At 40.6% G+C, this 25,843-nt stretch carries 27 protein-coding genes; 20 read left to right on the plus strand and 7 right to left on the minus strand.

Annotated elements, in window-relative coordinates:
• The first annotated feature begins 154 nt into the window (after positions 1-154).
• A complete protein-coding gene (locus tag C1E24_RS17610) occupies positions 155-1,075 on the plus strand; it encodes a 2-hydroxyacid dehydrogenase (RefSeq protein ID WP_138483729.1) in 921 nt (306 codons plus the stop codon).
• Positions 1,076-1,215: 140 nt separating this feature from the next.
• Positions 1,216-1,362 carry a hypothetical protein gene (locus C1E24_RS21000; RefSeq protein WP_171040928.1) on the plus strand — a complete coding sequence of 49 codons (147 nt, stop codon included), beginning with the start codon at positions 1,216-1,218 and terminating at the stop codon, positions 1,360-1,362.
• Here the strand turns inward: C1E24_RS21000 and smrA are convergent.
• The 3 genes from smrA to C1E24_RS17625 form a co-directional block, all read right to left on the minus strand.
• Positions 1,352-1,933, minus strand: a complete 582-nt coding sequence (gene smrA / locus C1E24_RS17615; protein WP_138483731.1) for a DNA endonuclease SmrA — start codon at positions 1,931-1,933, stop codon at positions 1,352-1,354. The genes C1E24_RS21000 and smrA overlap by 11 nt on opposite strands.
• Positions 1,934-2,032: 99 nt before the next feature.
• Entirely contained in the window at positions 2,033-2,281 is a 249-nt protein-coding gene (locus C1E24_RS17620) for a hypothetical protein (protein ID WP_058029111.1), read from the minus strand.
• Positions 2,282-2,381: 100 nt separating this feature from the next.
• Entirely contained in the window at positions 2,382-2,843 is a 462-nt protein-coding gene (locus C1E24_RS17625) for a hypothetical protein (RefSeq protein WP_138483733.1), read from the minus strand.
• A 93-nt stretch (positions 2,844-2,936) separates the two neighbouring features.
• Between C1E24_RS17625 and C1E24_RS17630 the strand changes: the two genes are divergently transcribed.
• On the plus strand, positions 2,937-3,320 hold the full coding sequence (locus C1E24_RS17630) for a response regulator (protein ID WP_138483734.1): 384 nt from the start codon (positions 2,937-2,939) through the stop codon (positions 3,318-3,320).
• A gap of 75 nt (positions 3,321-3,395) precedes the next feature.
• Here C1E24_RS17630 and rpsT read toward each other — a convergent pair whose 3' ends face one another.
• Positions 3,396-3,656, minus strand: coding sequence for a 30S ribosomal protein S20 (gene rpsT, locus C1E24_RS17635; protein WP_058029114.1), 261 nt, complete (start codon positions 3,654-3,656; stop codon positions 3,396-3,398).
• A 354-nt stretch (positions 3,657-4,010) separates the two neighbouring features.
• Between rpsT and murJ the strand changes: the two genes are divergently transcribed.
• The 13 genes from murJ (at position 4,011) to C1E24_RS17700 (ending at position 18,663) form a co-directional block, all read left to right on the plus strand.
• The gene (gene murJ, locus C1E24_RS17640; RefSeq protein ID WP_276609873.1) at positions 4,011-5,579 is read left to right on the plus strand and encodes a murein biosynthesis integral membrane protein MurJ; all 1,569 of its coding nucleotides are present in this window, start codon (positions 4,011-4,013) and stop codon (positions 5,577-5,579) included.
• Between the two features lie 118 nt (positions 5,580-5,697).
• Complete coding sequence (gene ribF, locus C1E24_RS17645) at positions 5,698-6,624, plus strand: bifunctional riboflavin kinase/FAD synthetase (protein ID WP_138483736.1); 927 nt, start codon at positions 5,698-5,700, stop codon at positions 6,622-6,624.
• A 21-nt stretch (positions 6,625-6,645) separates the two neighbouring features.
• Positions 6,646-9,471 (plus strand): isoleucine--tRNA ligase, encoded by a 2,826-nt coding sequence (gene ileS / locus C1E24_RS17650; RefSeq protein WP_138483738.1) that lies wholly within the window; start codon positions 6,646-6,648, stop codon positions 9,469-9,471.
• A gap of 9 nt (positions 9,472-9,480) precedes the next feature.
• Positions 9,481-9,990, plus strand: a complete 510-nt coding sequence (gene lspA, locus C1E24_RS17655; RefSeq protein WP_138483740.1) for a signal peptidase II — start codon at positions 9,481-9,483, stop codon at positions 9,988-9,990.
• A complete protein-coding gene (gene fkpB, locus C1E24_RS17660) occupies positions 9,987-10,427 on the plus strand; it encodes an FKBP-type peptidyl-prolyl cis-trans isomerase (RefSeq protein WP_138483742.1) in 441 nt (146 codons plus the stop codon). The genes lspA and fkpB overlap by 4 nt, the downstream gene beginning before the upstream one ends.
• The gene (ispH, locus tag C1E24_RS17665) at positions 10,427-11,356 is read left to right on the plus strand and encodes a 4-hydroxy-3-methylbut-2-enyl diphosphate reductase (RefSeq protein WP_138483744.1); all 930 of its coding nucleotides are present in this window, start codon (positions 10,427-10,429) and stop codon (positions 11,354-11,356) included. Before fkpB ends, ispH begins: the two co-directional genes overlap by 1 nt.
• A 4-nt stretch (positions 11,357-11,360) precedes the next feature.
• Positions 11,361-12,386, plus strand: coding sequence for a sensor histidine kinase (locus tag C1E24_RS17670; RefSeq protein WP_138483746.1), 1,026 nt, complete (start codon positions 11,361-11,363; stop codon positions 12,384-12,386).
• Positions 12,383-13,048, plus strand: coding sequence for a LytR/AlgR family response regulator transcription factor (locus C1E24_RS17675; RefSeq protein WP_138483748.1), 666 nt, complete (start codon positions 12,383-12,385; stop codon positions 13,046-13,048). Before C1E24_RS17670 ends, C1E24_RS17675 begins: the two co-directional genes overlap by 4 nt.
• A gap of 99 nt (positions 13,049-13,147) precedes the next feature.
• On the plus strand, positions 13,148-13,705 hold the full coding sequence (gene pilV, locus C1E24_RS17680; protein WP_138483750.1) for a type IV pilus modification protein PilV: 558 nt from the start codon (positions 13,148-13,150) through the stop codon (positions 13,703-13,705).
• Position 13,706: 1 nt separating this feature from the next.
• Positions 13,707-14,696, plus strand: a complete 990-nt coding sequence (locus C1E24_RS17685; protein ID WP_138483752.1) for a PilW family protein — start codon at positions 13,707-13,709, stop codon at positions 14,694-14,696.
• Positions 14,684-15,163 (plus strand): pilus assembly protein PilX, encoded by a 480-nt coding sequence (locus tag C1E24_RS17690; protein WP_138483754.1) that lies wholly within the window; start codon positions 14,684-14,686, stop codon positions 15,161-15,163. The genes C1E24_RS17685 and C1E24_RS17690 overlap by 13 nt, the downstream gene beginning before the upstream one ends.
• A gap of 1 nt (position 15,164) precedes the next feature.
• Positions 15,165-18,257: a PilC/PilY family type IV pilus protein gene (locus C1E24_RS17695; RefSeq protein ID WP_138483756.1), complete on the plus strand. Its 3,093-nt coding sequence runs from the start codon at positions 15,165-15,167 to the stop codon at positions 18,255-18,257.
• A complete protein-coding gene (locus C1E24_RS17700; RefSeq protein ID WP_138483776.1) occupies positions 18,247-18,663 on the plus strand; it encodes a type IV pilin protein in 417 nt (138 codons plus the stop codon). Before C1E24_RS17695 ends, C1E24_RS17700 begins: the two co-directional genes overlap by 11 nt.
• Here C1E24_RS17700 and C1E24_RS17705 read toward each other — a convergent pair.
• Positions 18,660-19,199 (minus strand): GspH/FimT family pseudopilin, encoded by a 540-nt coding sequence (locus tag C1E24_RS17705; RefSeq protein WP_138483758.1) that lies wholly within the window; start codon positions 19,197-19,199, stop codon positions 18,660-18,662. The two genes, C1E24_RS17700 and C1E24_RS17705, sit on opposite strands and share 4 nt — an antisense overlap.
• A gap of 71 nt (positions 19,200-19,270) precedes the next feature.
• Positions 19,271-19,807: a GspH/FimT family pseudopilin gene (locus C1E24_RS17710; RefSeq protein ID WP_138483760.1), complete on the minus strand. Its 537-nt coding sequence runs from the start codon at positions 19,805-19,807 to the stop codon at positions 19,271-19,273.
• 141 nt (positions 19,808-19,948) lie between these two features.
• Here C1E24_RS17710 and glnB point away from each other — a divergent pair, with 141 nt between their 5' ends.
• Positions 19,949-20,287, plus strand: coding sequence for a nitrogen regulatory protein P-II (gene glnB / locus C1E24_RS17715; protein ID WP_130256575.1), 339 nt, complete (start codon positions 19,949-19,951; stop codon positions 20,285-20,287).
• A 55-nt stretch (positions 20,288-20,342) separates the two neighbouring features.
• On the opposite strand, the gene C1E24_RS17720 is transcribed toward glnB, so the two are convergent.
• Entirely contained in the window at positions 20,343-21,116 is a 774-nt protein-coding gene (locus tag C1E24_RS17720) for an outer membrane protein assembly factor BamD (RefSeq protein ID WP_138483762.1), read from the minus strand.
• A gap of 123 nt (positions 21,117-21,239) precedes the next feature.
• Between C1E24_RS17720 and rluD the strand changes: the two genes are divergently transcribed.
• From rluD to clpB, 3 genes are all read left to right on the plus strand, one after another.
• Positions 21,240-22,217, plus strand: a complete 978-nt coding sequence (gene rluD / locus C1E24_RS17725) for a 23S rRNA pseudouridine(1911/1915/1917) synthase RluD (protein WP_138483764.1) — start codon at positions 21,240-21,242, stop codon at positions 22,215-22,217.
• A 3-nt stretch (positions 22,218-22,220) separates the two neighbouring features.
• Entirely contained in the window at positions 22,221-22,955 is a 735-nt protein-coding gene (gene pgeF / locus C1E24_RS17730) for a peptidoglycan editing factor PgeF (protein ID WP_138483766.1), read from the plus strand.
• Between the two features lie 88 nt (positions 22,956-23,043).
• Positions 23,044-25,617, plus strand: a complete 2,574-nt coding sequence (gene clpB / locus C1E24_RS17735; RefSeq protein ID WP_138483768.1) for an ATP-dependent chaperone ClpB — start codon at positions 23,044-23,046, stop codon at positions 25,615-25,617.
• The last annotated feature ends 226 nt before the right edge of the window (positions 25,618-25,843 follow it).

Raw genomic sequence — 25,843 nt, forward strand, 5'->3', positions numbered from 1 at the left:
TGTAGATTAAAAACACTGTGTGACAAGGCTGTTGCAAATTTACGGTGCTTTTATGACAGCCGACATTGTTTTATGGTTTTAATGAAACCCTCGCTTGAGTCTTAATTACATGACCAATATGATTATCAACAAGTTGCTTTATTAGGAATAACAAATGTCAGTTTTAGTCTGTGTCACAGGTCGTAATAACGACAAACTCCTTGCTGAACTCAGCGCACAGTTACCCAATGTAAAAATACAAGAGTGGCCACACTGCGATAATCTCGAAGAGGTTGAATTTGTATTGGCTTGGAAAGCACCTGAAACGCTTTGGGCACAACTACCTAATTTGCAAGTGGTACAGAGTTATGGTGCGGGGGTGGATGCAATTGACTTAAGTCTTATTCCTGAACATGTTCAAGTTACTCGTATTGTAGATACACAATTGGCAGAAGATATGGCTGAAAATGTCTTAGCCCATACTTTGGCGCATAAGCTACGTATTAAAGAGTACCTAATAAAACAGCAACAAGGGCAATGGAAGCCAAAACGAGCGCATGCAACTCAGCATGTGGGCGTTTTAGGTATGGGAGAGCTAGGATTAAGTGTTGCAAACAAGCTGATCAACAATAACTTTAAAGTCAGCGGTTGGTCTCGCTCTGAAAAGCAATTAACGCATATTACTCACTTTCATGGTGATGCTCAGCTACCTGATTTTCTTAAAGAGCTTGATGTATTGGTGTGTTTATTACCTCTAACGCCACAGACAGAAGAGATTTTGAACTTAGATATGTTTAAGCAGTTACCAGATCATTGTTTGCTAATTAATGTTGCTAGAGGCAAACATTTAAATGAAGCAGATTTATTAACAGCGCTTGATCAAGACGAACTTGCAGCAGCAGTATTGGATGTGTTTACCGAAGAGCCATTACCTAAATCACATGTATTTTGGTCGCACACCAAAATAACCATCACACCACATTGTGCGGCTTTGACTCAGCTCAAAACGGTTTGTGAACAAATTGCAGATAATGTCAAAGCACAACAATCAAACTCACAATTAAGTAATCTAGTATGTAAACAAAAAGGGTATTAAAAGGTAGGAAATAAGTATTGGAAAGTGCTGAGCAGATTTATTCTCTCATTCCTTTCACTTACTGTATAAAAAAACACCTTGTGTGATTTTTATACTTTCAGTAGTTTAGATAAAAAAATAATAATAAACAGGGTAATACAATGCGTGACAGCCAAGGTGGAGTAAAATTTTCTTTCGTTTTTATCTCAGTTATTCTTTTGGCAATTTCTGCATGGTTTACTCAGGCTAAAGCGACAGAGCTTCCGGAGTACGGTAGCTGTGTCGCTCATGAAAAGATCAGCGCTTAGCGTGTTGCTCTCGGTTTTCCATTTTTTTCTCATCACTTTTAGTTAACAGCACATAGGTTGAGCTAGAACCACCGTGACATTTTAATGCACTGTGAAACGCTAAGACGATAGGCATTTCTTGTAACCACTTATTAGTATAGCTTTTTAAAATGGCTGGGTGCGGTTTGCTGTTTAAACCAATGCCATGTCTTATCAGCAAGACACGAATACTTCTTTGCTGACAATCGGTAACAAAATCAAAGAGTGCTTTTCTGGCTTCACGAAATGTTTTGCCATGTAAGTCTAATGTGGCGTCGATTTGATATTTGCCTAAGCGTAGGTTTTTAAACACACCATGTTGCACACCACTTTTCTTAAAGCTTAATAAATCGTGTGGATCAAGTAAGTCTACATACTCGGTGGAGAGGTAATTTGCATCGAACTCTAATTCTTGTTCGGCGGCTTTGCGCTTTTCAAGTTGACTCAGGGTCGGAGCGTTTTTCTTCTTTTGTAGTTCTATTTGATTGTTCTTGGCAAGCGGGGTGACATCACCCATTGAAGCCATAAACAATTCTTCATCTGTCATCGCCATACGTCACCTCAGCTGTAGCATTGAAGATATGGCGATGATTTTAGCCTAGCCTTAAGGAATTGGCTACCAGGACAATTCAAAGGCTAGGTTAATAATATGTTAGTCGGTATGACTTAATTTAAGTTGTCCGAATGTATACACTTTAAATAGATAAAATGTATTAATCATAATTAGACTTAAATTAGACACCACACTGGTACTCATCAGATCAAAACTAAACGATAAAAATAATAAGCTACATGCGGCCAATGCGGCAACGCGTAAAGTAGTTAAGTGGTTGATAAAAAAGGCTCCAGCACCTAAAAGTAGAAGCACTATGTTTAGCAACAAGTCGAGCTCGTTTGGCATGGTCTGTTTGGGTTCCTGTGGTTGGTTAAAGGAGCGCCATTATGGTGTTAGTTTGACCATGCTTCAAACGAGTATTTTTGTAATTTTCAGATTAGTTTTTTTAATTCGAAATGAGCGCCTTTAAGGCACTAAAGAAACCTTCTTTTTTGATTATTTGATACTTCTGACAGGTATCAGGATCGAGCTTATTGATACATAAATAGAGAGTATTCTTATCTAGTGCTGGCCTTGGGTGAAGCGATGAATCAAAGATGACCGGATCAAGACCTGGCAATGCAGACCAATAGACACTGGTAGCAACGATCCCTAGTTTTTCATAGGTAATCAATTGCGGTTTAGGAAAAACAATAATTAATAAGGCAATAATGCCAAGTGTAATCCAACGTTTGATACCTTTTTGTTTTTGGGGGTTATTGAGTTGAGTTTGGGCTAATTGTGCTTGTGCCATTGCGGCTCTTTGTTGTTGTGGAGAAAGACGTTTTTTCTTTTGACTACTTTGTCGTTTTTTTTGTTGTGGATTAACTTGTCCTAGTAAAGATTGTTTTTTTGATTGATTAGACATTCGTTTTGTAGCCTTTTATTTGCATGTCTCTATAATGATTCTATGATTTAATCATAGCCTAAATTTATTCGGCAGCATATGGAAAGGATGATTATGGATCAACATATCTCAATACTTATAGTGGACGACGTGGGTACAGTTCGTAGTTTCTTACATCAAACATTGATGCACTTGGGCATAGACCATGTGAGAGAAGCCTCTACTGCGACACAATGTATTACCGCATGCGAAGAACAACATTTCGATATTGTATTTTTGGATATCGAATTACCTGACGGTGACGGCAAAGAGCTGATCGCTGACATTAATAAAATTAACGAAAATATTAATGTTGTGATGGTATCTGCCCATTCAACCGTTGATAACGTTAAAGATGCGATTGAAAGAGGGGCAAAAGGGTTTGTGGTTAAACCGTTTTCACCGAAGAAAATTGCAGCGATGCTGAAAAAGTTTTATCCAGAATTGGAGCTTTATTAAAAAAGCTTCTCTTCTTCCTTTCTTAAAGGCAAAAAAAAACCGACTTAACAGTCGGTTTTTTCATTCAAAAACAAATTATAGTGCTTTAATTTTAGCAGCTAAACGGCTCTTATGACGAGCAGCTTTGTTTTTGTGGATAAGACCTTTAGTTGCGTAACGGTCTAAAACTGGAGTTACGGCAGCGAAAGCTACAGTTGCAGCTTCTTTGTCGCCAGCTTCAATAGCAGCTACAGTTTTCTTGAATAGAGTACGCATCATAGAACGACGACTTGCGTTGTGCTTGCGACGCTTTTCGCTAGTAATAGCGCGTTTTTTTGCAGACTTGATGTTAGCCAAGGTTTGCTCCTAACAATCTTAAAATAAGCTTAATTTAAAGGCCGAGGAATATGCCTTTTTTATTCTCAAAAGTCAATAAAAAATGACCACCCAGCCTTTTCCATTTGGGTCATATTGGCCTGAATGTACTAAAACCATGGTTTTAAGTTGCATAGCGCTAGTTGCAACAGGCTCAGAATCAACAAAACCATAACACCTCATAGTTTTGTGATTGTTGCGAGCGATTGTATCAAATCTATAACTCGACACCTAGTATTAAACGAAAGATATTTACAAATAGTCGTTGGTTGGCGTTCAAGGACAGTGTAAGTCTGTGGCATAATCTGCCAGTTATATGTTCTTGGGAGTAAATTTGTGGCAAAAGGGTTATTTAAATCAGGCATGATAGTCAGTGCTATGACGATGATTTCACGCGTGATGGGACTAGTAAGGGATGCTGTTGTTGCAAATTTACTTGGGGCGGGACTTGCTGCAGATGTGTTTTTATTTGCGAACCGTATCCCAAACTTTCTAAGACGATTATTTGCAGAAGGTGCATTTGCTCAAGCATTTGTGCCTGTGCTATCCGAGATAAAAGAAAAGCATGGTGACGACAAGGTCAGATTGTTTGTTGCCCAAGCTGCGGGTACTTTGGGAACCATTTTACTGATAGTGACCATTCTCGGTGTGATTGGCTCACCCGTCATTGCAGCGTTATTTGGTACAGGCTGGTTTATTGACTGGTGGCAAGGAGGGGAAAATGCAGAGAAATTTGAATTGGCGAGTGGTTTATTAAAATTTACTTTTCCATATTTGTTCTTTGTTAGCTTGGTTGCACTGAGCGGAGCTGTGCTAAATGTTTATAACCGCTTTGCCGCAGCGGCTTTTACGCCTGTTTTATTAAACATTTCTATTATTAGCTGCGCGATTTTATTACATGATGCCTTTGATGTGAGTGCCTATGCGCTGGCTATTGGGGTATTCGCTGGAGGCGTAGCACAGCTTTTATTTCAAATTCCTTTCCTTTTGCGTATTGGTATGGTGAATAAGCCGGTGTTTGCTTGGCGTTCACCTGAAGTGGCGAAAGTACGTAAATTAATGTTACCCGCGATGTTCGGTGTGTCGATTTCGCAAATTAATTTACTGTTAGATACCATCATAGCTTCGCTATTGGTGACGGGCTCTATTGCTTGGCTGTATTACTCAGACAGACTGATTGAATTCCCATTAGGCTTATTTGGTATTGGTATTGCCACTGTTATTTTGCCAGCATTGTCAAAACTACATGCCACGGAAAAATCAGAAGATTTTCAGAGCACATTAGACTGGGGTGTACGTTTTGTGTTGTTTTTAGGCTTTCCGGCTATGGCAGGGTTGATGGTAATTAGCCCACTTATTATCTCTGTTTTATTTGATCACGGTGCTTTCTCCGAAGGTGGAGTCGATCACGTTAAAGCAGTGAGTATGGGCGTTGCCGCCTATTCGGTTGGCTTAGTCAGTTTTATGTTGATTAAAGTATTAGCGCCAGGTTTTTATGCTCGACAAGATACTAAAACACCGGTCAAGATCGGTATTATCACGCTCGTTTTGAACATGGTGTTTAACATCATGCTTGCCCCATTCATTGGCTATTTGGGGTTAGCTTTAGCAACTTCTTTATCTGCAAGTTGTAATGCGTTTTTACTTTATAGAAAGCTAAACCAGCAAGGTGTGTATCAGTTCTCTTCTTTTAGCCTATGGTTTGCATTGAAATGTATTGTGAGCGCAATACTGATGGCAGTGCTGGTTTATTTTATTGCCCAGCAATACTCATGGCAGAGCTGGAGCCTGATTGAGCAAATCACATTACTCTGCGCTTTACTGGCAGTGGCTATGATAAGTTACTTCGGTGCACTTTTTGCGTTTGGGGTACGATTGAAGACCATAAAAGAAGCCTCGGCTTAATACTTAACCCAAGGCATAGTAAGAGCCTTAGGTTAAGGCTATCTGATTATTCGCATTTTCAAGCAACTTGGGTATAATCTGGCACTTTGAATAAATTGGTGGTGAAGGCTTTTATTTCATGCAATTAATTAGAGGCATCCATAATATTAGAGCAGAACACGCAGGGTGTGTGCTGACGATAGGTAATTTTGATGGTGTGCATCTAGGTCATGTTGCTGTTTTAAAAGGCTTAATGCAAGATGCTGAACAGTACGGATTACCCAGTACCGTGATGCTGTTTGAGCCGCAACCGCAAGAGTTTTTTGCCAAAGACAAAGCGCCGGCACGCTTAACACGACTAAGAGATAAACTTGCTCTACTAGACAAACTCGGCATCGACAGAGTGATCTGCGTAAAGTTTGACAAAGAGTTTGCATCAATAGATGCCGAACAGTTTGTTCGAAACGTGTTAATTAAAAAGCTAGGCGTGAAAGCACTCACAGTGGGTGATGACTTTAAGTTTGGCAAAAACCGCCAAGGCGATTTTGATATGCTGAGCGCAATTGGCGCTGAATTAAATATGCATGTCAAAAGCACTGCCAGCTTACGTCGTGATGATTGCCGTGTAAGTAGTACTTTAATCAGAGCGGCACTTGCGCAAGGTGATTTAGATTCGGCGCACCAGATGCTAGGTCATACCTATGCGATTTCAGGTCGTGTGATCCACGGCTGGAAAAAAGGCCGAGAGCTGGGTTTTAGAACTGCGAATATTGCACTAAAACGCCAAGTGATCCCTGTACAAGGGGTGTTTGCTGTTAAAGTCTATTTAGACAACCGCGTATTAAACGGAGTGGCAAACATTGGCACTAAGCCAACGTTAAATGGTACGAAAGCACTATTAGAAGTGCATATATTTGATTTTGATGAAAATGTTTACGGACGTTTTCTAAAAGTGGAGCTGGTTAAAAAGCTCCGAGATGAAAAAAAATTCGAGACATTGGCCCAGTTGACTGAGCAAATAGCAAGTGATGTGGCTGACGCACAACAATGTTTTACTATTAAGTAGCCGATACGGAAACTAGGATAAATGAGCGACTACAAACATACTTTGAACCTACCGGAAACTGAGTTTCCAATGCGCGGTAATCTTGCGCAACGCGAACCAAAAATGCTGAAAGCTTGGTACGAAGCTGACCTTTACGGCCAAATTCGTAACGCGAAAAAAGGTAAGAAGCCATTTATTTTGCATGATGGTCCTCCATACGCAAATGGCGATATTCACTTAGGTCACTCAGTTAATAAGATTTTAAAAGACATTATTATTAAGTCTAAAACGCTTTCTGATTTTGATGCGCCTTATGTACCTGGTTGGGACTGTCATGGTCTACCTATCGAGCTACAAGTTGAGAAAAAAGTAGGCAAGCCTGGAAAAAAAGTCTCAGCGGCAGAGTTCAGAGAGAAATGCCGTGCATATGCTAAAAAGCAAGTAGAAGGTCAAAAAGCTGACTTCAAACGCTTAGGTGTATTTGGTGACTGGGACAAGCCTTACCTAACAATGAACTTCGACTTTGAAGCAAACGCAATTCGTGTTTTAGGTCGTATCATTAAAAACGGTCACTTACACAAAGGCGCTAAGCCTGTTCACTGGTGTACAGACTGTGGTTCAGCACTAGCTGAAGCGGAAGTTGAATACCAAGATAAGCAATCACCTGCGATTGATGTACGTTTTGACTTTATTGACCAACAAGCGGTTGTTGCAGCATTTGGCTTAGCAGAAGGTCATGAAGGTAATGGTACGGTAGGTACAGTTATTTGGACTACAACGCCTTGGACACTGCCTGCTAACCGTGCGGTTGCTGTTCACGAAAACCTAGAATATGCCCTAGTTCAAGTTGAAGATGAAGGTAAAGTACAGCGTTTAATCCTAGGCTCTGAGCTAGTTAAAGATTGTATGGATCGTTTCGGTTTCAATCACTTCCATGTATTAGGTTATGTGAAAGGTGCTGCGCTAGATAATCTGCGTGTTGCGCACCCATTCTATGATTTTGACGTACCTGTAATTTTAGGCGAGCACGTAACAACTGACTCTGGTACGGGCATTGTTCACACCGCACCTGGTCACGGTCAGGAAGACTTCGTGGCAGGTCAAGCATATGGCCTAGAAGTGGCAAACCCAGTTGGCGCAAACGGTGTTTACCTGCCTGATACTGAGTTATTTGCAGGTCAGCACGTATTTAAAGCCAATGCGAGCGTGATTGAAGTGCTAACCGAAAAAGGCGCTTTAATGCATCACCATGCACTTCAACATAGCTACCCACATTGCTGGCGTCATAAGACACCTATAATTTTCCGTGCGACGCCGCAGTGGTTTGTGAGCATGGATCAAGCAGACTTACGTAAAGATTCACTAAGTGAAATCGAAAAAACTCAGTGGTTGCCTGAGTGGGGCGAGAGTCGTATTGCGAACATGGTTGAAGGGCGTCCTGACTGGTGTATTTCACGCCAGCGTACATGGGGTGTACCAATTGCTTTATTCGTTGATAAAGACACAGGTGTATTACACCCAAATACTCAGAGCCTAATCGAAGACGTTGCAAAACTGGTTGAAGAAAAAGGTATTCAAGCTTGGTATGACCTAGATGCAGCTGATTTAATCGGTGCTGATGCCGAGCAGTATGTAAAAGTACAAGACACGCTAGATGTATGGTTCGACTCAGGTGTAACACACGCTTGTGTAGTTGATGCGCGTGAAGAGTTAACTGGTCCTGCGGATTTATACCTAGAAGGTTCTGACCAACACCGAGGTTGGTTTATGTCTTCTATGATGACTTCGGTAGCGATTAATGGCCATGCTCCTTATAAGCAAGTACTAACTCATGGTTTCACTGTGGATGAAAATGGCCGCAAGATGTCAAAGTCTTTAGGTAACGTTATTTCTCCTCAGAATGTAATGAATAAGTTAGGTGCTGACATTTTACGTCTGTGGGTTGCATCAACAGATTACACGGCAGAAATGACAGTATCGGATGAAATCTTTAAGCGCTCAGCTGATCGTTACCGTCGTATTCGTAACACCAGCCGTTACCTACTTGCAAACTTAAGCGGTTTCAACCCTGCAACTGATCTTGTTGCCGTTGAAGATATGGTTGAGCTAGATCGCTGGATTGTTGCACGTGCCGCTGAGTTACAAAAAGAAATCATCAGTGCTTACGACAACTATCAGATGTTAGTTGTGACTCAAAAGCTAATGAACTTCTGTACAGGTGAGCTAGGTTCATTCTACCTTGATGTAATTAAAGACCGTCAATACACAGCTAAAGCTGACAGTCATGCACGTCGCTCTTGTCAATCTGCGCTTTACCACATTGCAGAAGCAATGACGCGTTGGATGGCACCAATCATGAGCTTCACAGCGCAAGAAATCTGGGATGTGTTACCAGGTGAGCGTGGCGACTTTGTATTTACTGATGTTTGGTACGAAGGTTTAGTAAATGTGACTGAAGGTCAGCTTGACAATACTTATTGGCAGCAAGTGCTTGAAGTACGTGATGCAGTTAACAAAGTATTAGAAGCTGCGCGAAAAGATGAAGTTATTGGTGCTACGCTTCAAGCTGAAGTGACGCTTTACACAGGTGGTGACTTAGCTGAGACACTGAATAAGATCGGTGACGAGTTACGCTTCGTACTATTGACGTCAAAAGCAAATGTTGAAGTAGTCAGTGCGAAACCTGAAGGTGCAGAATCTTCAGACATTGACGGCTTATTCATTAAAGTCGCTTCAACAGACGCGAAGAAATGTGACCGCTGTTGGCACTATTGTGATGATGTTGGTACACACGAAGGCCATGAAGAGATCTGTGGTCGTTGTGTGAGCAACGTTGACGGTGACGGCGAACAGCGTCAGTTTGCGTAGGAGCAACGAGTGACCGAAGTTAAACAAAAATCGGGTTTAATTTGGTTAGTACTGAGTCTACTGCTTTTTGCAGTAGACTACATAACCAAAGCTGTAGTCGTGGCAAATATGAAGCTCTATGAATCGATAGAGATTTTGCCAATTTTTAACTTCACTTACATGCATAACTATGGGGCTGCGTTTAGCTTCTTAAGTGATGCAGGAGGTTGGCAACGCTGGTTTTTCAGCAGTATTGCAGTGGTGATCAGTGTATTACTGACTTATTGGCTGAAAAAGCTGCCCGCGAAAAACTGGGTGTTATGTGGTGCTTACTCGATGGTCATTGGTGGTGCGATTGGCAACCTCGTTGACCGTTTAGTGCATGGTTATGTTGTAGATTTTCTACATTTTTATTATCAAGATTGGCACTATCCAGCATTCAATGTGGCTGATATCGCAATTGTGTGTGGTGCGGGTCTACTTCTTTTAGATGCCTTCACAGGTGAAGGTGCAGATGGTTCTCAGGAGAAAAAAGCATGAGCGAACACGTCATTGGCGAAAAATCAGAAGTTCTTTTTCATTTTTCGATCAAGCTAGAAGACGGATCGGCAGCTGATTCAACAAAAGTACATAACAAACCTGCAAAGTTGTTCATGGGCGATGGTAGCCTGACTGAAAACTTTGAAAAATGCCTTTTAGGCTTAAAAGCAGGTGAGAGTAAATCTTTTGATTTAGAACCTGAAGATGCATTTGGTCAGCCAAACCCAGACAACATCTATTATGTTGAGCGCAGTAAGTTTGGTCCTGATGCGCCAGCTGAAGTGGGCAGTATTATCGCATTCACTCAGCCAGATGGCACTGAGCTACCAGGCCTTGTGCGTGAAGTAGCTGGTGACTCTGTGACAATCGATTTTAACCATCCTCTGGCTGGACAAAAAGTAACATTTGAAGTTGATATTTTAGAGGTAACTGGCTAATGGACATCTTATTAGCAAACCCTCGTGGCTTTTGTGCGGGTGTTGATCGCGCTATCTCAATTGTAGAACGTGCACTAGATATTTTTAATCCACCTATTTATGTGCGTCATGAAGTCGTACATAACAAGTATGTGGTTAATGGCTTAAAAGATCGCGGTGCCGTTTTTGTTGAAGAGCTACACCAAGTACCTGACGACAGCATTGTTATTTTTAGTGCGCATGGTGTATCACAAGCTGTGCGAGCTGAAGCAAAACGTCGTGAATTAAAAGTATTTGATGCTACTTGTCCTCTAGTAACTAAAGTGCATATGGAAGTAACACGTGCAAGTCGTCGTGGCACTGAATGTATCTTAATTGGTCACCAAGGTCACCCTGAAGTGGAAGGCACTATGGGTCAATACGACAATACAGAAGGTGGTATTTACTTAGTAGAAACGCCTGAGGATGTTGCAGCCCTTGAAGTAAAAGATCCAAGCAACTTATTCTACTGCAGCCAAACAACTTTATCAGTTGACGACACTGCTGATGTGATTGATGCGTTACGTGCTAAATTCCCTGAAATTGACGGTCCGCGCAAAGACGATATTTGTTATGCAACACAAAACCGTCAAGATGCCGTGCGTGACCTTGCAGATAAAGCCGATGTGTTATTAGTGGTAGGGGCTAAAAACAGCTCAAACTCGAATCGTTTACGTGAGCTTGCTGAAAAAATGGGCACAACGGCTTACTTAATTGACGATGCAAGTTGTGTTGATGCTAGCTGGTTTGAACACATCAACTCAGTCGGTGTTACAGCGGGTGCATCTGCCCCTGAAGTACTTGTTCAACAAGTTATTACACGCTTGAAAGAGTTAGGTGGTAAAACTGTGGTCGAAAACCCAGGTATCGAAGAAAGCATTGTGTTTGCGGTGCCTGCCGAGTTGAGATAACTTTATGGCAGCAAGGTTTAAATCGCCCGATTTAACATCTGCATTGCTGCCTATTATGGTGACTGAGCGTGGTGTACTTGCCATGCTCGTTATCGCACAATTACTTGCAACTATGTTAGCTTTTTCCCCGATGAGTATTGGCTCAGCGTGGGAGCGCCTTGGCTTAATTAGTTTATTCATTCATCTTGTCAGTACAACGAGCTTGGCTTTTGTCTACGGCTTAAAAACGCAGCTATCAAAACTCAATTCCTCTTTAGAAATTCTTATAATTTTAGTTATTTTTCAAATTAATACTTTAACTCTAAGTTTATTGTCACAGCACTCTATTGCAGGCCAAATTGATTGGACTATGGCAACTCAGCACTGTGTGCTTGGTTTAGGTATGCAGCTGTTTTTCATTTACTTGATGAGCATTTATGCTGAACGAGTAGAGACGATTAAAACGCTCTCAAAAGTGGAGTTAGACGCACTACATGCTCGAATAAGGCCGCACTTTTTAAATAACAGCCTGAATACCATTGCAGAGTTAACTCATGTTGATCCTCAAGCTGCAGAGCAAGCAACGTTAAACTTAGCGCGGTTATCTCAAGCTGCAATGCGCACTCAGCAATTAACAACCCTAGAAGATGAGATAAACTTATCAAAGCAATATTTGGCTATTGAAGCATGGCGCTTTGGCGATAAGTTCGAGGTTGTATGGCAGGTTGACTCTTGCAACTTAATAAGCCAATTACCGGTCTTATCGATTCAGCCTTTGCTCGAAAATGCAGTGAATTATGGCATCGAGCCGAGTGGTAAAAAAAGCCAAATTGATGTCTTAATTATTGATGCTGATGAACAAATTGCGATCAAGATAACTAATCCAATCGTTCATCATGACAGTAATAGTCATTCAGGGCAGGGGATCGCCCTGTCGAATATCAAAGCTCGGATTGAGCTTCATTTTGGAAATAGTGCAAGTTTACAAACGGCAATTGAGCAGGATAAGTTTGTGGCAGAGTTACGTATTCCCATTGGAGCTAAAGCATGAAGTACATCATCGCTGATGACGAGCCTTTAGCAAGAGCAAGAATTATACGCTTGCTATCAGCCTGGCCACATTATGAGTGTGTTGCACAAGTAGGCTCTGGCGATGAGGTTGAGCCGGCTATAAAAGAACATTCAGTACAATTGCTGTTTCTTGATATCAATATGCCAGGGCTTGATGGTATTAAAACGGCTGAAATACTTAATCAGAAATATCGTGACTTAAAAATAATCTTTATCACCGCCCACAGTGAATTTGCTTTACAAGCTTTTAATGTGTTTGCCGCAGGCTTTTTGGTTAAGCCCGTAAGTCAATCGGATTTGTTTTCACTTTTAGCGCGTTTATTTAACCCTCGTATTCAGTATCAAGTAGGAAATCAAACCCGTTGGGTTGATGTCGATGATGTGATAGTGGCTAAAGCGGAGGACAAACTCACTCAAGTCTATTTCCTTGGAGGTGATGCGACAATTGATTTAAGCCTTAAAAAGTTACTCAGCTTATACCCTGGACATTTTGTACAGATACATCGTAATGCCTTAGTCAAACTGAAATCAATAAAGCAGCTTGAGCACACAAGTAATGGTGCTTTAATTAGCCTAAAAAATTATCCTGAGAAACTATCTGTAAGCCGCCGCGCTTATTCTGCAATAAAAAATTATTTATAGACCGTTTGTCAGAAATAAAAACCGCTTATCCTTTCAAAAATTGCTTCTAGTAATCAACTCTAAAATAATGCACTAATCATAAATCGTTTTTGACTGTGTATGCCATTTATCAATCGAACACAATCAGGGTTCACCCTTCTTGAAGTGCTAATCGCATTTATGGTGTTGAGCTTTGGGTTATTAGGCGCTGTTGCTTTACAGGCGCAAGCCAAGAAAGCCAGTTTTGACTCTATGCAACGTGCAGCTGCAATTTCGTTGGGTGAAGATATTATGCAGCGTATAAGGTCAAATGATACTGCAGATATTGTGTCTTTATACAAACAAACGTTTAGTAGTGACACAGATTTAAGCCCTCGAGATGATTGTTATACAGATGTATGTAGCGCACAGAATATTGCCAGAACTGATCTTGAAAACTGGAAGGCAGCGATTAGAGCAAGAGAAAATACAGGGTCTTTGGACGAAGCGACGGTCTGTATCAATATTACATCAGTAGCGAATACTGCAGGTATGGGCTTTGATGTGAGCGTCATTGTTTCGTGGCGAGGTAGGCAAGACTTTAAGGCGTCCGATGCAACTAAGGCAATACAGTGCGGCAATGTCGATGACAGGCGTCGTTTAGTAAAACTAGATAGTTACTTATTGATCAGAGGATAAAATGAAGCAGAAAGGTTTCACTATTTTAGAATTTCTGATTTCTATGTTTATTGGCTTCTTAATTTTAGGTGGTGTCATTGCGACTTATGTGAGCATGAAAGCGACCACTCGAGATACGATGGCAATTGGTGAGTTGCAAGAAACAGGCCGCCTAACTTTATCTATTTTAAGAAGAGATATAGAGCAGATAGGATTTTGGGGCACATTTTATGAGGCTGAATTCTCAATAGATAACACGGTAAGTGAGTCAAACCCTGATCCTGATTGTTTTGGCGGGTTAAATAACGGCAGTTTTCCAGATACCACCCCGACAAACTTTCGACCTGTATTTGCTGAAGTGTCTGATGGCAACGAAATGTTGGGCTGTATTGACGACTCAAAGGAAGACACGAATGTTATTCAGTTAAAGTTTCTTGAAGGGCGTCAGATGACACCTGAGACTATCACAAATACGAATCGATATTATTTCATTGCTGAGCAAGAAAAAGCACAATTTATAACCGGGGATGCGGCTAAAAACCCATTACCTACAGTAAACGCGACGTTATGGCCTTATAGCCATCATGTTTACTATATCAATGAGCAAACCTTAAAAATTAATAATAGAGATATAGTTGTGCCTGTTCTAATGCGTAAAAGATTAACTGAAAATGGTGGCTTAGTGACTGAGCCTATCATGGAAGGCATTGAAGATATGCGTATGGTGTTTGGTATAGACAGTGACTCAGATAATAAAGTGGATACTTACCGCAGTACTCAGGATATGACCTCAGAACTCTGGGAGAACACCAACGGTATTTTAACGGTTCAAGTGTTTTTACTCGTCAGATCATTAGAGGCTGATGCTGATATAGAACTAAAAAGTCAGACTTATACGCTCGGACTAGACGATGATAAACGAGTTCATACTTTTACCGATAAATACAGGCGAACCATTTTTACAACGACAATCCGATTGAATAATGTGGGGTCTACAGCATGGCGAATGTAAAGAAGCAGAAAGGTGTTGTTCTAATCACAGCTATGATCATGATAGTCGCGGTCACAGCAGTCGCAGTAAGTTTAATGAGTAGCAGTAGTATCGATTTAAAAATTACCAATGCAGCACAAGAGCGTGCAGAGGCTGAAACCGAACTTATTGGTGAGATCCATAAACTCATAGTTGCAGAAGGGACCAGTGCCAACAATCGATTTACACTCAAGCGTCAACAAATGCCTGATGATGGTATGGATATGAGTTCGTCCTCAACCCCTTCACATATGACGAATACACTTAAAAATTTGAATAAAGGCGAAATGGAATTACATTGCCCAAGGCAGTTCGCTTATACAGATGGATTAACATGTAACCTCACGGAAATGGAGTCAACTATCACTTACGGTTCTAAGAATAAGCATACAATTACTGTGGTCATAGGGATTGGCCAAGAAATAATTAGTCACAACGAGGGAAACTAAGATGAAATATACCAGACTTTTCTGTCTTATATCTTCAGTGTTTACTTTTAGTTCAAGTGCAGAAGATATTGAGCTCTTCGTTAAGCACAATATTGATGTAAAAGAAAAGCCTCGAGTGATGATTGTATTTGATACTTCAGGCAGTATGGCATTTTCGAGTGAGTTTGGTACCAACTGTGGTTATGATTCTTATCGCAGAAGATGGAGACTCTGCCCAGATAATCGTTTAGGTGTTGCAAAAAATACCATAACAGGCCTGATTGAAGAAAAAGAGAATGAGAATGTAGATTTTGGCTTGATGCGATTTAACAGTGACAATGAAGGAGGATATGTACTTTCTGGGATCGGTTCTAGTAAATCGGATATAAAAAGTAAAATTAATACTCTAGAGGCCAATGGAGGGACTCCTTTAAGCGAAACTCTCTGGGAAGCGTATTTGTATTTAACTGGTGAGAAGAAAGGTTACGCTGATAACCAATCTATTGGAAGGGACCTAAATATTGAATCAGGAAGTAAGTACATCTCTCCTTTTACCCCTAAAGCAGGAGAGAAAAGATGTAAAAGCCTTGTGAATATAATTTTAATGACCGATGGTGACCCCTCTGTTGATACGAGTTCGAATTCAGACATATCAAAACTCTATAAAAATACATTCAAACAAGATACGCCTGTTATAGAGAACAGTTATATGCCGGCTTTGGCAGCAGCTATGCATGGCAGAGGCGGTAAAGATCCTGTTGAGGTAGATCTCTACTTAGGTACATCTGACTTAAAAGACAAAGCTGATATTTACACAATTGGTTTTGGTAAGGGTATGAGTGGTGCTGGAGAGAAAATTTTAAGAAAAACAGCCGAACTTGGAGGCGGTGAATATTATAAAGCTGATACTGCAGAAAAATTAAAAGACGACTTTAATAAGATTTTGGTCGCCATAAACCAACGAAACTCGAGCTTTGTATCTCCTTCTGTATCAATGAATAGTGCAGATCAAACACAAAGTGGTAACTCTCTTTATTACACGATGTTTTATCCTGAGAAACACACCCGTTGGCAAGGCAACTTAAAAAAACTACAGGTTAAAGATGGTGAAATCATTGACATGTCGAATAAGCCTGCACTTGATGCGCAAGATGGCATCATCAGTAAAGATGCGACAACTTTTTGGTCTAAGCCTGGTTCGAATGACGGGAATAATATTGAGCAAGGCGGTGTGAATTACCAATTATCTAAGCAAACCTCTCGAAAACTATTTTCTGATTTCGGGGAGGGGGCACTGATAGATTTCAAATGGAATAAAGCGAAAAATAAAGTTGGAGCAAAGAGATTAAGAGAGCTATTTCGTGCAGAAAATAACAAGGAAGCCAAGCAAATAATGAATTGGGCTTCAGGTAAAGATGTATTAAATGAAAACAGTGACTCAAATATAAGAAAAGACATCTTTGGTGATCCGCTTCACTCAAAGCCGGTCACCATGGACTATGGTAATAATGATATCCGTGTCTTTGTTGGCACTAATTCAGGTGTTTTGCATGCCTTCAAAGATAATGGCAATACAGTAAATGAAAGTTGGGCGTTTTTACCAGGTCAGTTGCTCGACATTCATAAGCCTCTAATGAATAAGCAGGATGGGACCAAGCTTTATGGTGTTGATGGTCCAATAACGGTATTCCATAAAGATATTAACCGAGACAAGATTGTTAATGGCTCGGATGAAGTGTGGCTGTTTTTTGGGCTTAGAAGAGGGGGCACAGCTTACTATGCGTTAGATATAACGAGTCCCGATAAACCTAAAATGTTATGGAATAAACCAATAACACAAGAAAAAACAGGGTTTGAAGAATTAGCTCAGTCATGGTCGAAGCCCTTCGTTACTTATATTCGTTCGCAAGAAGAAAAGCCTGTGGTGATTTTTGGTGCAGGTTACGATACCAATAAAGACAATATTTCTAAAACAAAAGATAGCAGGGGTCGAGGTTTATATATTGTCGATGCAGAGAGTGGTAATTTAGTTTGGTCGTTGACACCAGGTGGACCGAGTATTAATACCGAAAATGCGAGTAAATTTAAAGGCCTTCATAGTATAGCGGCAGATGTTTCACTCATGGATTCTGATTATGATGGCTTTACAGATAGGATCTATGCGGCAGATACTGGTGGCAACATTTGGCGGGTTGATATGCCTAGAGATAAACCAAATGATACTGAGAACCCTTGGACCCACTTTAAACTCGCAGAGTTAGCAGGTACAAAAGACAGAGATGATAGGCGCTTCTTTTATCAACCATTAGTCGCTCGTACTTTCTTTAGTAAAGTCACTAAGACGATGACCAGCAACGGCTCGTATACAACGCGAAGAGAAGTGCCTTATGAAGCTATTATTATAGGCAGTGGTAATAGAGCAAGCCCACTCGATAAAACAGTGAATAATCAGCTCTATGTGATACGAGATGAAAACACGGTAACACGCTCATATCAGGGTGATGAGATCCCAGATACGATTTACCATAACCAGCTTATGCAAGTAAAAGATGAACCTTTCTACAAAGCAACGTCTAAACAAGCTTTTTATGAAAAAGAAGCGGAGTTAGGTGCGCTTAAAGGATGGAAATATCAACTTAGGTCTGGAGAAAAGTCGCTAGCAAAAGCAACTGTCGTGGGCGGTATTGCTTACTTTACGTCGTTCACACCACACTTAGATACCTCGATAGATCAATGTTCTGTGGGCAGTGGCGGTGGTTCTTTATATGCTTTACATTTACATTATGGTGCGCGTGTGTTCCAGAAGATCAGGTATGACACCGAGAGAGAAGTCCCCAGTACACCTGTGGTCCTTTATCATAAAGAATCAGAAACAGAAGGGGGTTACAAACGCAGCACAGGCCGTTTAAATATTGAATTAAAGAGCGTTGACTCTACGGGTGGGAAAGGCCCTGATGGCAGTAAACCGAGTGAACCATTTTTAAGTGCAAAAGTAGCGGGTCCGTTACCAACACTAAATAGCGCGGGGCAGCCAACATTTTTGAGCAATGAAGTACACGGTATTACGACTAAGCAAATGTATATTTATAAACGAGAAGATCATGATGAAAAGTAATCGTATTAAGGGCTTTACCCTGCTTGAGATGCTAATTGTTGTTGCGATAGCGGGTATTCTAGCCTCTGTTGCCTATCCTCAGTATACAGAGTACGTTAAGAGAGCCGCGCGCTCCGATGCAATGGTATTACTATTAGATGCTGCCAATAAACAAGAGCAATATTATGCTGATAACAGAAGCTATGCAGATGATTTGAGTTTAATAAATGTCCCTTCGACGAGTGAAAATGGTTATTTTACCATTGCAGTAGAGGTGCCTGACACAGGCACATCATTCAAAATCACGGCAACAGCAGCTTCTGGTGCAGTGGCAGGTGATACTGCTTGCTCTACGTTTACCATTACTGATACAGGAGTTAAAGGCTCTACAGGCACAAGTGATACGGATGATTGTTGGGAGCGCTAAATGCGCTCCTTACACTTCCTAGTATCCCTCATCCTTGCACGACCCGCATTATTAATACTCATTTCAAGTCCAGTGGGGTTACCTTTTAGGTCAAATGCACAATATACAAAAGTACCATTTGCTAACCCTTTTAGGCTACCATCCGGCTTAAATGTAATGGCATGTCTGGGATAAGAAAGTTCGTCCTGTAAGTTAATTCTATCAATAACATATATAACTTCTTCGTCACCATCTAATATATGGTTTTTATTGGTATCGACAAAGCTGGTTAAGGACTCATGCCAAAGGTCTTTATGGCACTTATTGTGAACTAAGCCACAAAAACTAATGTACTTATCGTGGGTTATGGCATAGCCTCGTGACAGAAATATTTGCCGCTTTATCTGTTTAAGTGCCACTTCAGGTCTATTTTTGTGTAAAACACTATTGAAGGAAGGCATAGCCAAAAAAGTAAGAATAACGATTAAAGATAGGGTGACGAGTAACTCAATCAGAGTTAAACCTCGAACGCGATTAAATGAGTTTTTAGCTGCCATCCTTGCAACCTTAATAAGATTAAATTGAGATTATAAATATAGAATAAAGTATTGGTTTTTTCAATGTTGTTTTATGAACAGCCGGTGCTGCTATCACCGTTATACAGTGCAGTCCCACCAACTGTGAGTGTCAGCGCTTTGGCATGTTCAGTTTGATTTAAAGGACAATAGATAAATTGACCAGCGTTTGTATTCACAACACGACCACTACTATCAAACCTTAAACGCGTATCTGGTGCTTTTAGATTGTCATTTGCTATAAGCTTATCCATAACGCGAAGTAAATCATCACTCGCTACTTCGTATGTGCCGTTATTATTTTTATCAATAAATGAAATGATCTGGTTATTCTTCCAGTTATTGATGCATGTGAGATTTTCGTTTGCAGCGAGTTTTGTGGCATCGACAGGGCACAAGATCACGATTTCATCACTGGTTGTAGCTTTTGCTCGAGCAAATGTGATGTGTCTTTTCAACTCAAGCATAAAAGACTCTGCACGTGTTTTTTCATTTAGATCCGTATTACCGGCAAAAGACAAGGTCACTAAAATAGCTAATATCGCAATAGTGATGAGTAGTTCTAATAACGTGAAGCCACGATGTTTCATATTGACGCCTAGAAAAGAGCAATTATTCAATTGTAGCATATTTCATTATGAAGCTTTTTCTCAATAGTTTGCAACGAGTTTGTTTGCTATGAATAGTGGGATTGTCTAAAATCGACTCACTCGCTAAGGAAATAAAACACCATGAAAAAAATAGAAGCAATAATTAAACCTTTTAAACTCGATGATGTTCGTGAAGCTTTGTCTGAAATAGGCATTACAGGTATGACAGTCTGTGAAGTGAAGGGCTTTGGTCGTCAAAAAGGCCATACAGAGCTATACCGTGGTGCGGAATATATGGTCGATTTTTTGCCTAAAGTGAAACTAGATATTGTTTTAGCTGACGAAGATGTTGATAGAGCGATCGAAGTTATTCTTAAAACAGCGCAGACAGGTAAAATAGGTGACGGTAAAATCTTCGTGACTGAAGTCGAGCGTGTTGTGCGTATTCGAACAGGTGAAGAAGACGAAGAAGCTATTTAATGAGATTAAACAAAAACGGCGCTCAAAGAGCGCCTTTTTTGTTTATTAACGCAAATTAATTTATTTGTCGCTGTTGCTCGTTTAATAAACGCGTCTGCTGTGCATGCTTGCTCAACTCATCAAGTCCAAGCTTGGCATAGCTTTTCTCCATTATCTCAAGTGCAGTGATTAAATAGCTGCTTTGGGAAAAGTGTTCCACAACATATTTACCACGGTTAGCTGCGGCTAGATATGCCTCACGCTCAAAATAATATTCAGCTACTTTAATTTCGTAACGAGCCATTTTATTTAAAAGCCATACTAAGCGTTTTTTTGCTTCAGGTACATATGGGCTTTCAGGATAGCTATCTACTAAAGTTGAAAGATCTTGGAAAGCAACACGGGTGCGACTTGCATCACGGTCAGCTCTATCTATGCCGAAGTATTCTTGAAAGGCATTTTTATCGGCCTGAATATTAACTAAGCCACGCATAAAATACATGTAGTCTAAGTTTTTATGATTTGGGTTTAGACGAATAAAGCGGTCGATTGTTGCAAGTGCCTGATCAGTGTTTCCTGTTTTGTAATAGGCAAAAACGAGATCCATTTGTACTTGCTGTGCATGAGGACCAAATGGATAACGAGAATTTAACGCACCCAGTAACTCAATAGAACGTGCATATAAACCAGAGTCTAAGGTTGATTTAGCATCTTCATAGAGTGCTTGTGCTGATTTATTCGGCACACGTTCGATATCTTCTTGCTCTGGTGCAGAAGAGCATGCCGCAAGACCTAGAAAAGAAGTGCTGACTAGGATGGCAAAGGCGCGTTTCCCTAATTTAGTTATCATTTTATTTTACTACCTTTGGTGTCTTCGGCTAGGCCAAGATGGCAAAACCGAGTAAACTATGCATTTATGCGATTCTAACCCAGTCGAGCTAAGCTTGCACTGGTAATTTAGGTAAACTAACAGATGTCTGAGCAAATTTCTCTTCAAGCCGAAGTGCCAACTGAATTAGGCGGTAAACGTCTAGACCAAATTTTGGCGCAAATGTTCCCTGATTTTTCACGTTCAAGAATAAAAACTTGGATTTTAGATGAAAAAGTCACCGTCGATGGTGAGGTCTTATCGACACCAAGAGAAAAGCTGCTAGGTGGGGAGTTAATTTCCATCGAGACGCAAATCGAAGCGCCACGTGAATATGAAGCACAAGACATCGACCTAAACATCGTTTATGAAGATGATGACATCCTTGTTATTAACAAGCCTATGGGGCTAGTGGTACACCCTGGTGCTGGTAATCCAGATGGCACAGTATTAAATGCCTTATTACATCATCACCCGGATATCATTAATGTGCCACGAGCGGGTATTGTGCATCGTCTAGATAAAGATACAACAGGTCTAATGGTTGTTGCTAAAACGATTCAAGCTCAAACACATTTAGTTAAAGCACTGCAAAAGCGTGATAATTTTACCCGTGAGTATGAAGCGATTTGTAATGGTACAATGACAGCCGGAGGCATGGTTGAAAAACCAATTGGTCGTCATGCAACAAAACGCACGCATATGGCTATTCATGAAATGGGCAAACCTGCCGTAACGCATTACCGCGTTGCAGAAAAGTTCAGAGCGCATACACGTTTACGCTTAAGACTAGAAACCGGTCGTACTCACCAGATTCGTGTACACATGGCCTACTTAACACATCCACTTGTAGGCGATCAATTATATGGCGGCCGCCCTCGTCCTCCTCGCAATGCAACACCAGAATTGTTTGCGCAGTTAAGAGACTTTAAACGTCAGGCGCTTCATGCAATTAAACTGAGTATTGCGCACCCAATTACGGGAGAGCAAATGACTTGGGAAGCACCTGTGCCAGAAGATATGCAAATACTGACCCAAGCGCTACGTGATGACACGAAAGCTAACCCCGATTTAGTCTATTAGAATATGCAGTTAGTTGATTGGCCATTACACCAAGTTGTCGGTGGTATTCAAACTACACGTTTAGGAGGTTGTTCTAGACCTCCTTATTCGAGTTTTAACCTTGGGTTTCATGTTGGTGATGACGAAGATACTGTGTTGGCTAATCATCGAGTCTTAAGTGAGTTCTTACCAAATCCACCATTTTGGTTAGATCAGGTCCATAGTGCCAATGTGTTAGAGGTAACAAACTCTGTTACAGAGCAGAAGGTATTTGATAGGCCAAAAGCCGATGCGCTTTATACAAAACTAAAAGCGCAACCTTTGGCAATTATGACTGCTGATTGTTTGCCAATTTTGTTAGCGAGTAATAATGGAAAGGAAGTGGCTGCTGTTCACGGTGGTTGGCGGCCTCTCGCTGGAAATATTATTGAGAAAACTGTTGAGAAGTTTACAGCACCGAATCAACAAATATCGGCTTGGTTAGGCCCTGCAATTGGACCTACTGCATTTGAAGTTGGTCCTGATGTTGTGAATGCTTTTAGATGCATGGACCCATCACATATTAATGACTTTATAGAGTTACAAAATCAAAAATTTTTAGCTGATATATTTTCTATCACTAAACGACAGTTATCCTCGCTAGGAATAACTCGAATATACAGTCAGTACGAGTGCACCTTCTCTACACCGACAAAGTACTTTTCCTACCGCAGAGATGTAATTACGGGTCGATTAGCGACCTTGATTTGGCGCAAATAAACCAAATTAAAACCTTAAAATAACCTTGAACAATTCCTGTGGAATACCCATAAAGTAATTAGATTATTTTTATAAAGGTTTAGACGTCATGCGTTTAGATAGATTCACAAGTAAATTCCAATCAGCACTTTCCGATGCGCAATCTTTGGCATTAGGCCGAGACCATCAATTTATTATGCCTGTGCATTTGATGTATGCATTACTTCAGCAAAATGGTTCAAGTGTTAGAGCTTTATTAGCGCAAGCAGGGATCAGTGCTGACGAATTAAATAATAAACTGACTAAATCAATCGATAAAATCTTTAAGGTTTCTGGTATCGGTGGAGATGTTCAGCTCCACAATGAACTTATTTCTCTTATCAATCTGTGTGATAAGTATGCACAAAAACGCAAAGACGAATACATATCGAGTGAGTTATTTGTCTTTGCTGCGTGTGAAGATAAAGGCGAATTAGGTCAAATTTTAAGAGAGTTACAATTAACTCAGAAGAAAGTAGAGCAAGCTATAAAAGCAATTCGAGGTGGACAAAAAGTCGACAATCCGAATGCTGAAGACACACGTCAATCTCTTGAAAAGTTCACCATTGATCTAACTGAGCGTGCAGAGCAGGGTAAACTAGACCCAGTAATTGGGCGTGATGAAGAAATCCGACGCACAATACAAGTACTGCAAAGACGTACCAAGAATAACCCTGTTTTAATTGGTGAGCCAGGTGTTGGCAAAACAGCCATTGCTGAAGGCTTAGCACAACGTATCATTAATGGTGAAGTACCTGAAGGTCTTAAAAACAAGCGTGTTCTTTCACTTGATTTGGGTGCACTGGTAGCTGGTGCCAAGTATCGTGGTGAGTTTGAAGAGCGCCTAAAGTCGGTTTTAAATGAACTGGCTAAAGAAGAAGGGCAAGTGATCTTATTCATTGATGAAATTCACACTATGGTAGGCGCCGGTAAAACTGATGGTGCTATGGATGCCGGCAATATGTTAAAACCGGCACTTGCTCGTGGTGAGTTACATTGCGTGGGGGCTACGACACTTGATGAATATCGACAATACATTGAAAAAGATGCAGCCTTAGAAAGACGTTTCCAAAAAGTATTTGTAAGTGAACCAAGTGTTTCAGACACAATTGCAATTTTACGCGGTTTAAAAGAGCGTTACGAACTTCATCACTCTGTTGATATTACAGATCCTGCAATTGTTGCAGCAGCGAATCTTTCACATCGTTATATTTCAGATAGACAACTTCCCGATAAGGCCATTGACTTAATTGATGAAGCAGGCAGTTCTATTCGTCTGCAAATTGATTCTAAACCAGAGCAACTCGATAGGTTAGAGCGTAAGATCATTCAACTAAAACTTGAAGACAATGCACTGGCGAAAGAAAAAGACGAAGCGAGTCAAAAGCGTCGTACTGAAATGCAGAGCTTAATTTCAGAATTAGAGAGTGAATATAAAGAGCTTGATGAAGTGTGGAATGCCGAAAAAGCATCTTTACAGGGCACGCAAGTAATAAAAGGGGAGCTCGAGCAAGCGAGATTAGATCTTGAAGTTGCACGAAGAGCCAGCGACTTACAAAGAATGTCTGAGCTTCAGTATGGCCGAATTCCTGAACTAGAAAGAAAACTAGATCTTGCATCTCAAGCTGAAATGCAAGAAATGAGTTTGTTAAAGAACCAGGTCGGTGAAGACGAAATTGCAGAAATACTATCACGCTGGACAGGGATCCCTGTGGCTAAGATGTTGCAAGGTGAGCGCGAAAAACTCCTACAAATGGAAGATGAATTACATAATAAAGTAATAGGGCAAGACGAAGCGGTAAATGCGGTATCAAATGCTATTCGCCGTTCAAGAGCTGGCCTTGCAGATCCAAACCGTCCGATTGGCTCATTCCTATTCTTAGGCCCGACAGGTGTAGGTAAGACAGAGTTAACAAAAGCGCTTGCAAACTTTATGTTTGATACTGAAGAAGCCATGGTTCGTATTGATATGTCGGAGTTTATGGAAAAGCACTCAGTCGCAAGATTAGTCGGTGCCCCTCCTGGATATGTCGGTTATGAAGAAGGAGGCTATTTAACCGAAGCTGTGAGACGTCGTCCTTATTCTGTTGTGTTATTAGATGAAGTAGAAAAAGCACACCCTGATGTGTTCAATATATTACTTCAAGTGTTAGATGATGGCCGTTTAACTGATGGTCAAGGCCGCACTGTTGATTTTAAAAACACAGTAATCATTATGACGTCAAACTTAGGGTCTGACATTATCCAAGAGCAAGCTGGTCAAAATGACTATACATCATTAAAAGAAAAAGTGATGGGCGTCCTAGCTACTCAGTTTAGGCCTGAGTTTATAAACCGCATTGATGAAACCGTCGTGTTCCATCCTTTAATTGATGAGCATATTAAAGAGATAGCGAATATACAACTAGATAAATTGACGGCCAGACTGTTCGAGAAAGGCTATCAGTTCGAATTATTACCTGAGGCGTTAGATAAGATTGCAGCGCATGGTTTTGATCCTGTTTTTGGTGCAAGACCTCTAAAACGCGCAATACAGCAATATGTCGAAAACCCATTAGCGCAGAAACTATTGGCAGGCGAATTTATCCCAGGTGATAAAATTAGAGTAACGGTAGATAACGAAGTTATTACATTTACAAAGTAAGAAGCTGGCTAATCATTGGGTATTCATATTATATGAGTGCCCAAATTTATTTCTTTTCTTTCTTGCATTATCTCCCTTCTCGACAATACTTAAATTCCCCCGAATGATTAGGGGGGGGTAATATGACTTAAATATTGTAGTTTCACTACGTTTTGATTGCTTTTTGTACAGAAAATACTTAAAAACAGGCGTTTCGTTTAAAATACACGCGAACAGTCAGTTTTTT

The organism is Pseudoalteromonas phenolica, assembly GCF_005876835.1.
In the GTDB taxonomy this organism is placed as follows: Bacteria; Pseudomonadota; Gammaproteobacteria; order Enterobacterales; family Alteromonadaceae; genus Pseudoalteromonas; species Pseudoalteromonas phenolica_B.

What these genes read in the sequence shown, in the direction of transcription:
- C1E24_RS17625 (WP_138483733.1), bottom strand. Translation starts at nt 2,843, where the DNA reads ATGTCTAATCAATCAAAAAAACAATCTTTACTAGGACAAGTTAATCCA.
- C1E24_RS17710 (WP_138483760.1), bottom strand. Translation starts at nt 19,807, where the DNA reads ATGAAACATCGTGGCTTCACGTTATTAGAACTACTCATCACTATTGCG.
- ispH (WP_138483744.1), top strand. Translation starts at nt 10,427, where the DNA reads ATGGACATCTTATTAGCAAACCCTCGTGGCTTTTGTGCGGGTGTTGAT.
- C1E24_RS17610 (WP_138483729.1), top strand. Translation starts at nt 155, where the DNA reads ATGTCAGTTTTAGTCTGTGTCACAGGTCGTAATAACGACAAACTCCTT.
- C1E24_RS17675 (WP_138483748.1), top strand. Translation starts at nt 12,383, where the DNA reads ATGAAGTACATCATCGCTGATGACGAGCCTTTAGCAAGAGCAAGAATT.
- ileS (WP_138483738.1), top strand. Translation starts at nt 6,646, where the DNA reads ATGAGCGACTACAAACATACTTTGAACCTACCGGAAACTGAGTTTCCA.
- C1E24_RS17705 (WP_138483758.1), bottom strand. Translation starts at nt 19,199, where the DNA reads ATGGCAGCTAAAAACTCATTTAATCGCGTTCGAGGTTTAACTCTGATT.
- C1E24_RS21000 (WP_171040928.1), top strand. Translation starts at nt 1,216, where the DNA reads ATGCGTGACAGCCAAGGTGGAGTAAAATTTTCTTTCGTTTTTATCTCA.
- C1E24_RS17695 (WP_138483756.1), top strand. Translation starts at nt 15,165, where the DNA reads ATGAAATATACCAGACTTTTCTGTCTTATATCTTCAGTGTTTACTTTT.
- pilV (WP_138483750.1), top strand. Translation starts at nt 13,148, where the DNA reads ATGCCATTTATCAATCGAACACAATCAGGGTTCACCCTTCTTGAAGTG.
- C1E24_RS17685 (WP_138483752.1), top strand. Translation starts at nt 13,707, where the DNA reads ATGAAGCAGAAAGGTTTCACTATTTTAGAATTTCTGATTTCTATGTTT.
- C1E24_RS17720 (WP_138483762.1), bottom strand. Translation starts at nt 21,116, where the DNA reads ATGATAACTAAATTAGGGAAACGCGCCTTTGCCATCCTAGTCAGCACT.
- glnB (WP_130256575.1), top strand. Translation starts at nt 19,949, where the DNA reads ATGAAAAAAATAGAAGCAATAATTAAACCTTTTAAACTCGATGATGTT.
- ribF (WP_138483736.1), top strand. Translation starts at nt 5,698, where the DNA reads ATGCAATTAATTAGAGGCATCCATAATATTAGAGCAGAACACGCAGGG.
- C1E24_RS17630 (WP_138483734.1), top strand. Translation starts at nt 2,937, where the DNA reads ATGGATCAACATATCTCAATACTTATAGTGGACGACGTGGGTACAGTT.
- C1E24_RS17700 (WP_138483776.1), top strand. Translation starts at nt 18,247, where the DNA reads ATGAAAAGTAATCGTATTAAGGGCTTTACCCTGCTTGAGATGCTAATT.
- smrA (WP_138483731.1), bottom strand. Translation starts at nt 1,933, where the DNA reads ATGGCGATGACAGATGAAGAATTGTTTATGGCTTCAATGGGTGATGTC.
- C1E24_RS17670 (WP_138483746.1), top strand. Translation starts at nt 11,361, where the DNA reads ATGGCAGCAAGGTTTAAATCGCCCGATTTAACATCTGCATTGCTGCCT.
- pgeF (WP_138483766.1), top strand. Translation starts at nt 22,221, where the DNA reads ATGCAGTTAGTTGATTGGCCATTACACCAAGTTGTCGGTGGTATTCAA.
- C1E24_RS17690 (WP_138483754.1), top strand. Translation starts at nt 14,684, where the DNA reads ATGGCGAATGTAAAGAAGCAGAAAGGTGTTGTTCTAATCACAGCTATG.
- rluD (WP_138483764.1), top strand. Translation starts at nt 21,240, where the DNA reads ATGTCTGAGCAAATTTCTCTTCAAGCCGAAGTGCCAACTGAATTAGGC.
- C1E24_RS17620 (WP_058029111.1), bottom strand. Translation starts at nt 2,281, where the DNA reads ATGCCAAACGAGCTCGACTTGTTGCTAAACATAGTGCTTCTACTTTTA.
- fkpB (WP_138483742.1), top strand. Translation starts at nt 9,987, where the DNA reads ATGAGCGAACACGTCATTGGCGAAAAATCAGAAGTTCTTTTTCATTTT.
- clpB (WP_138483768.1), top strand. Translation starts at nt 23,044, where the DNA reads ATGCGTTTAGATAGATTCACAAGTAAATTCCAATCAGCACTTTCCGAT.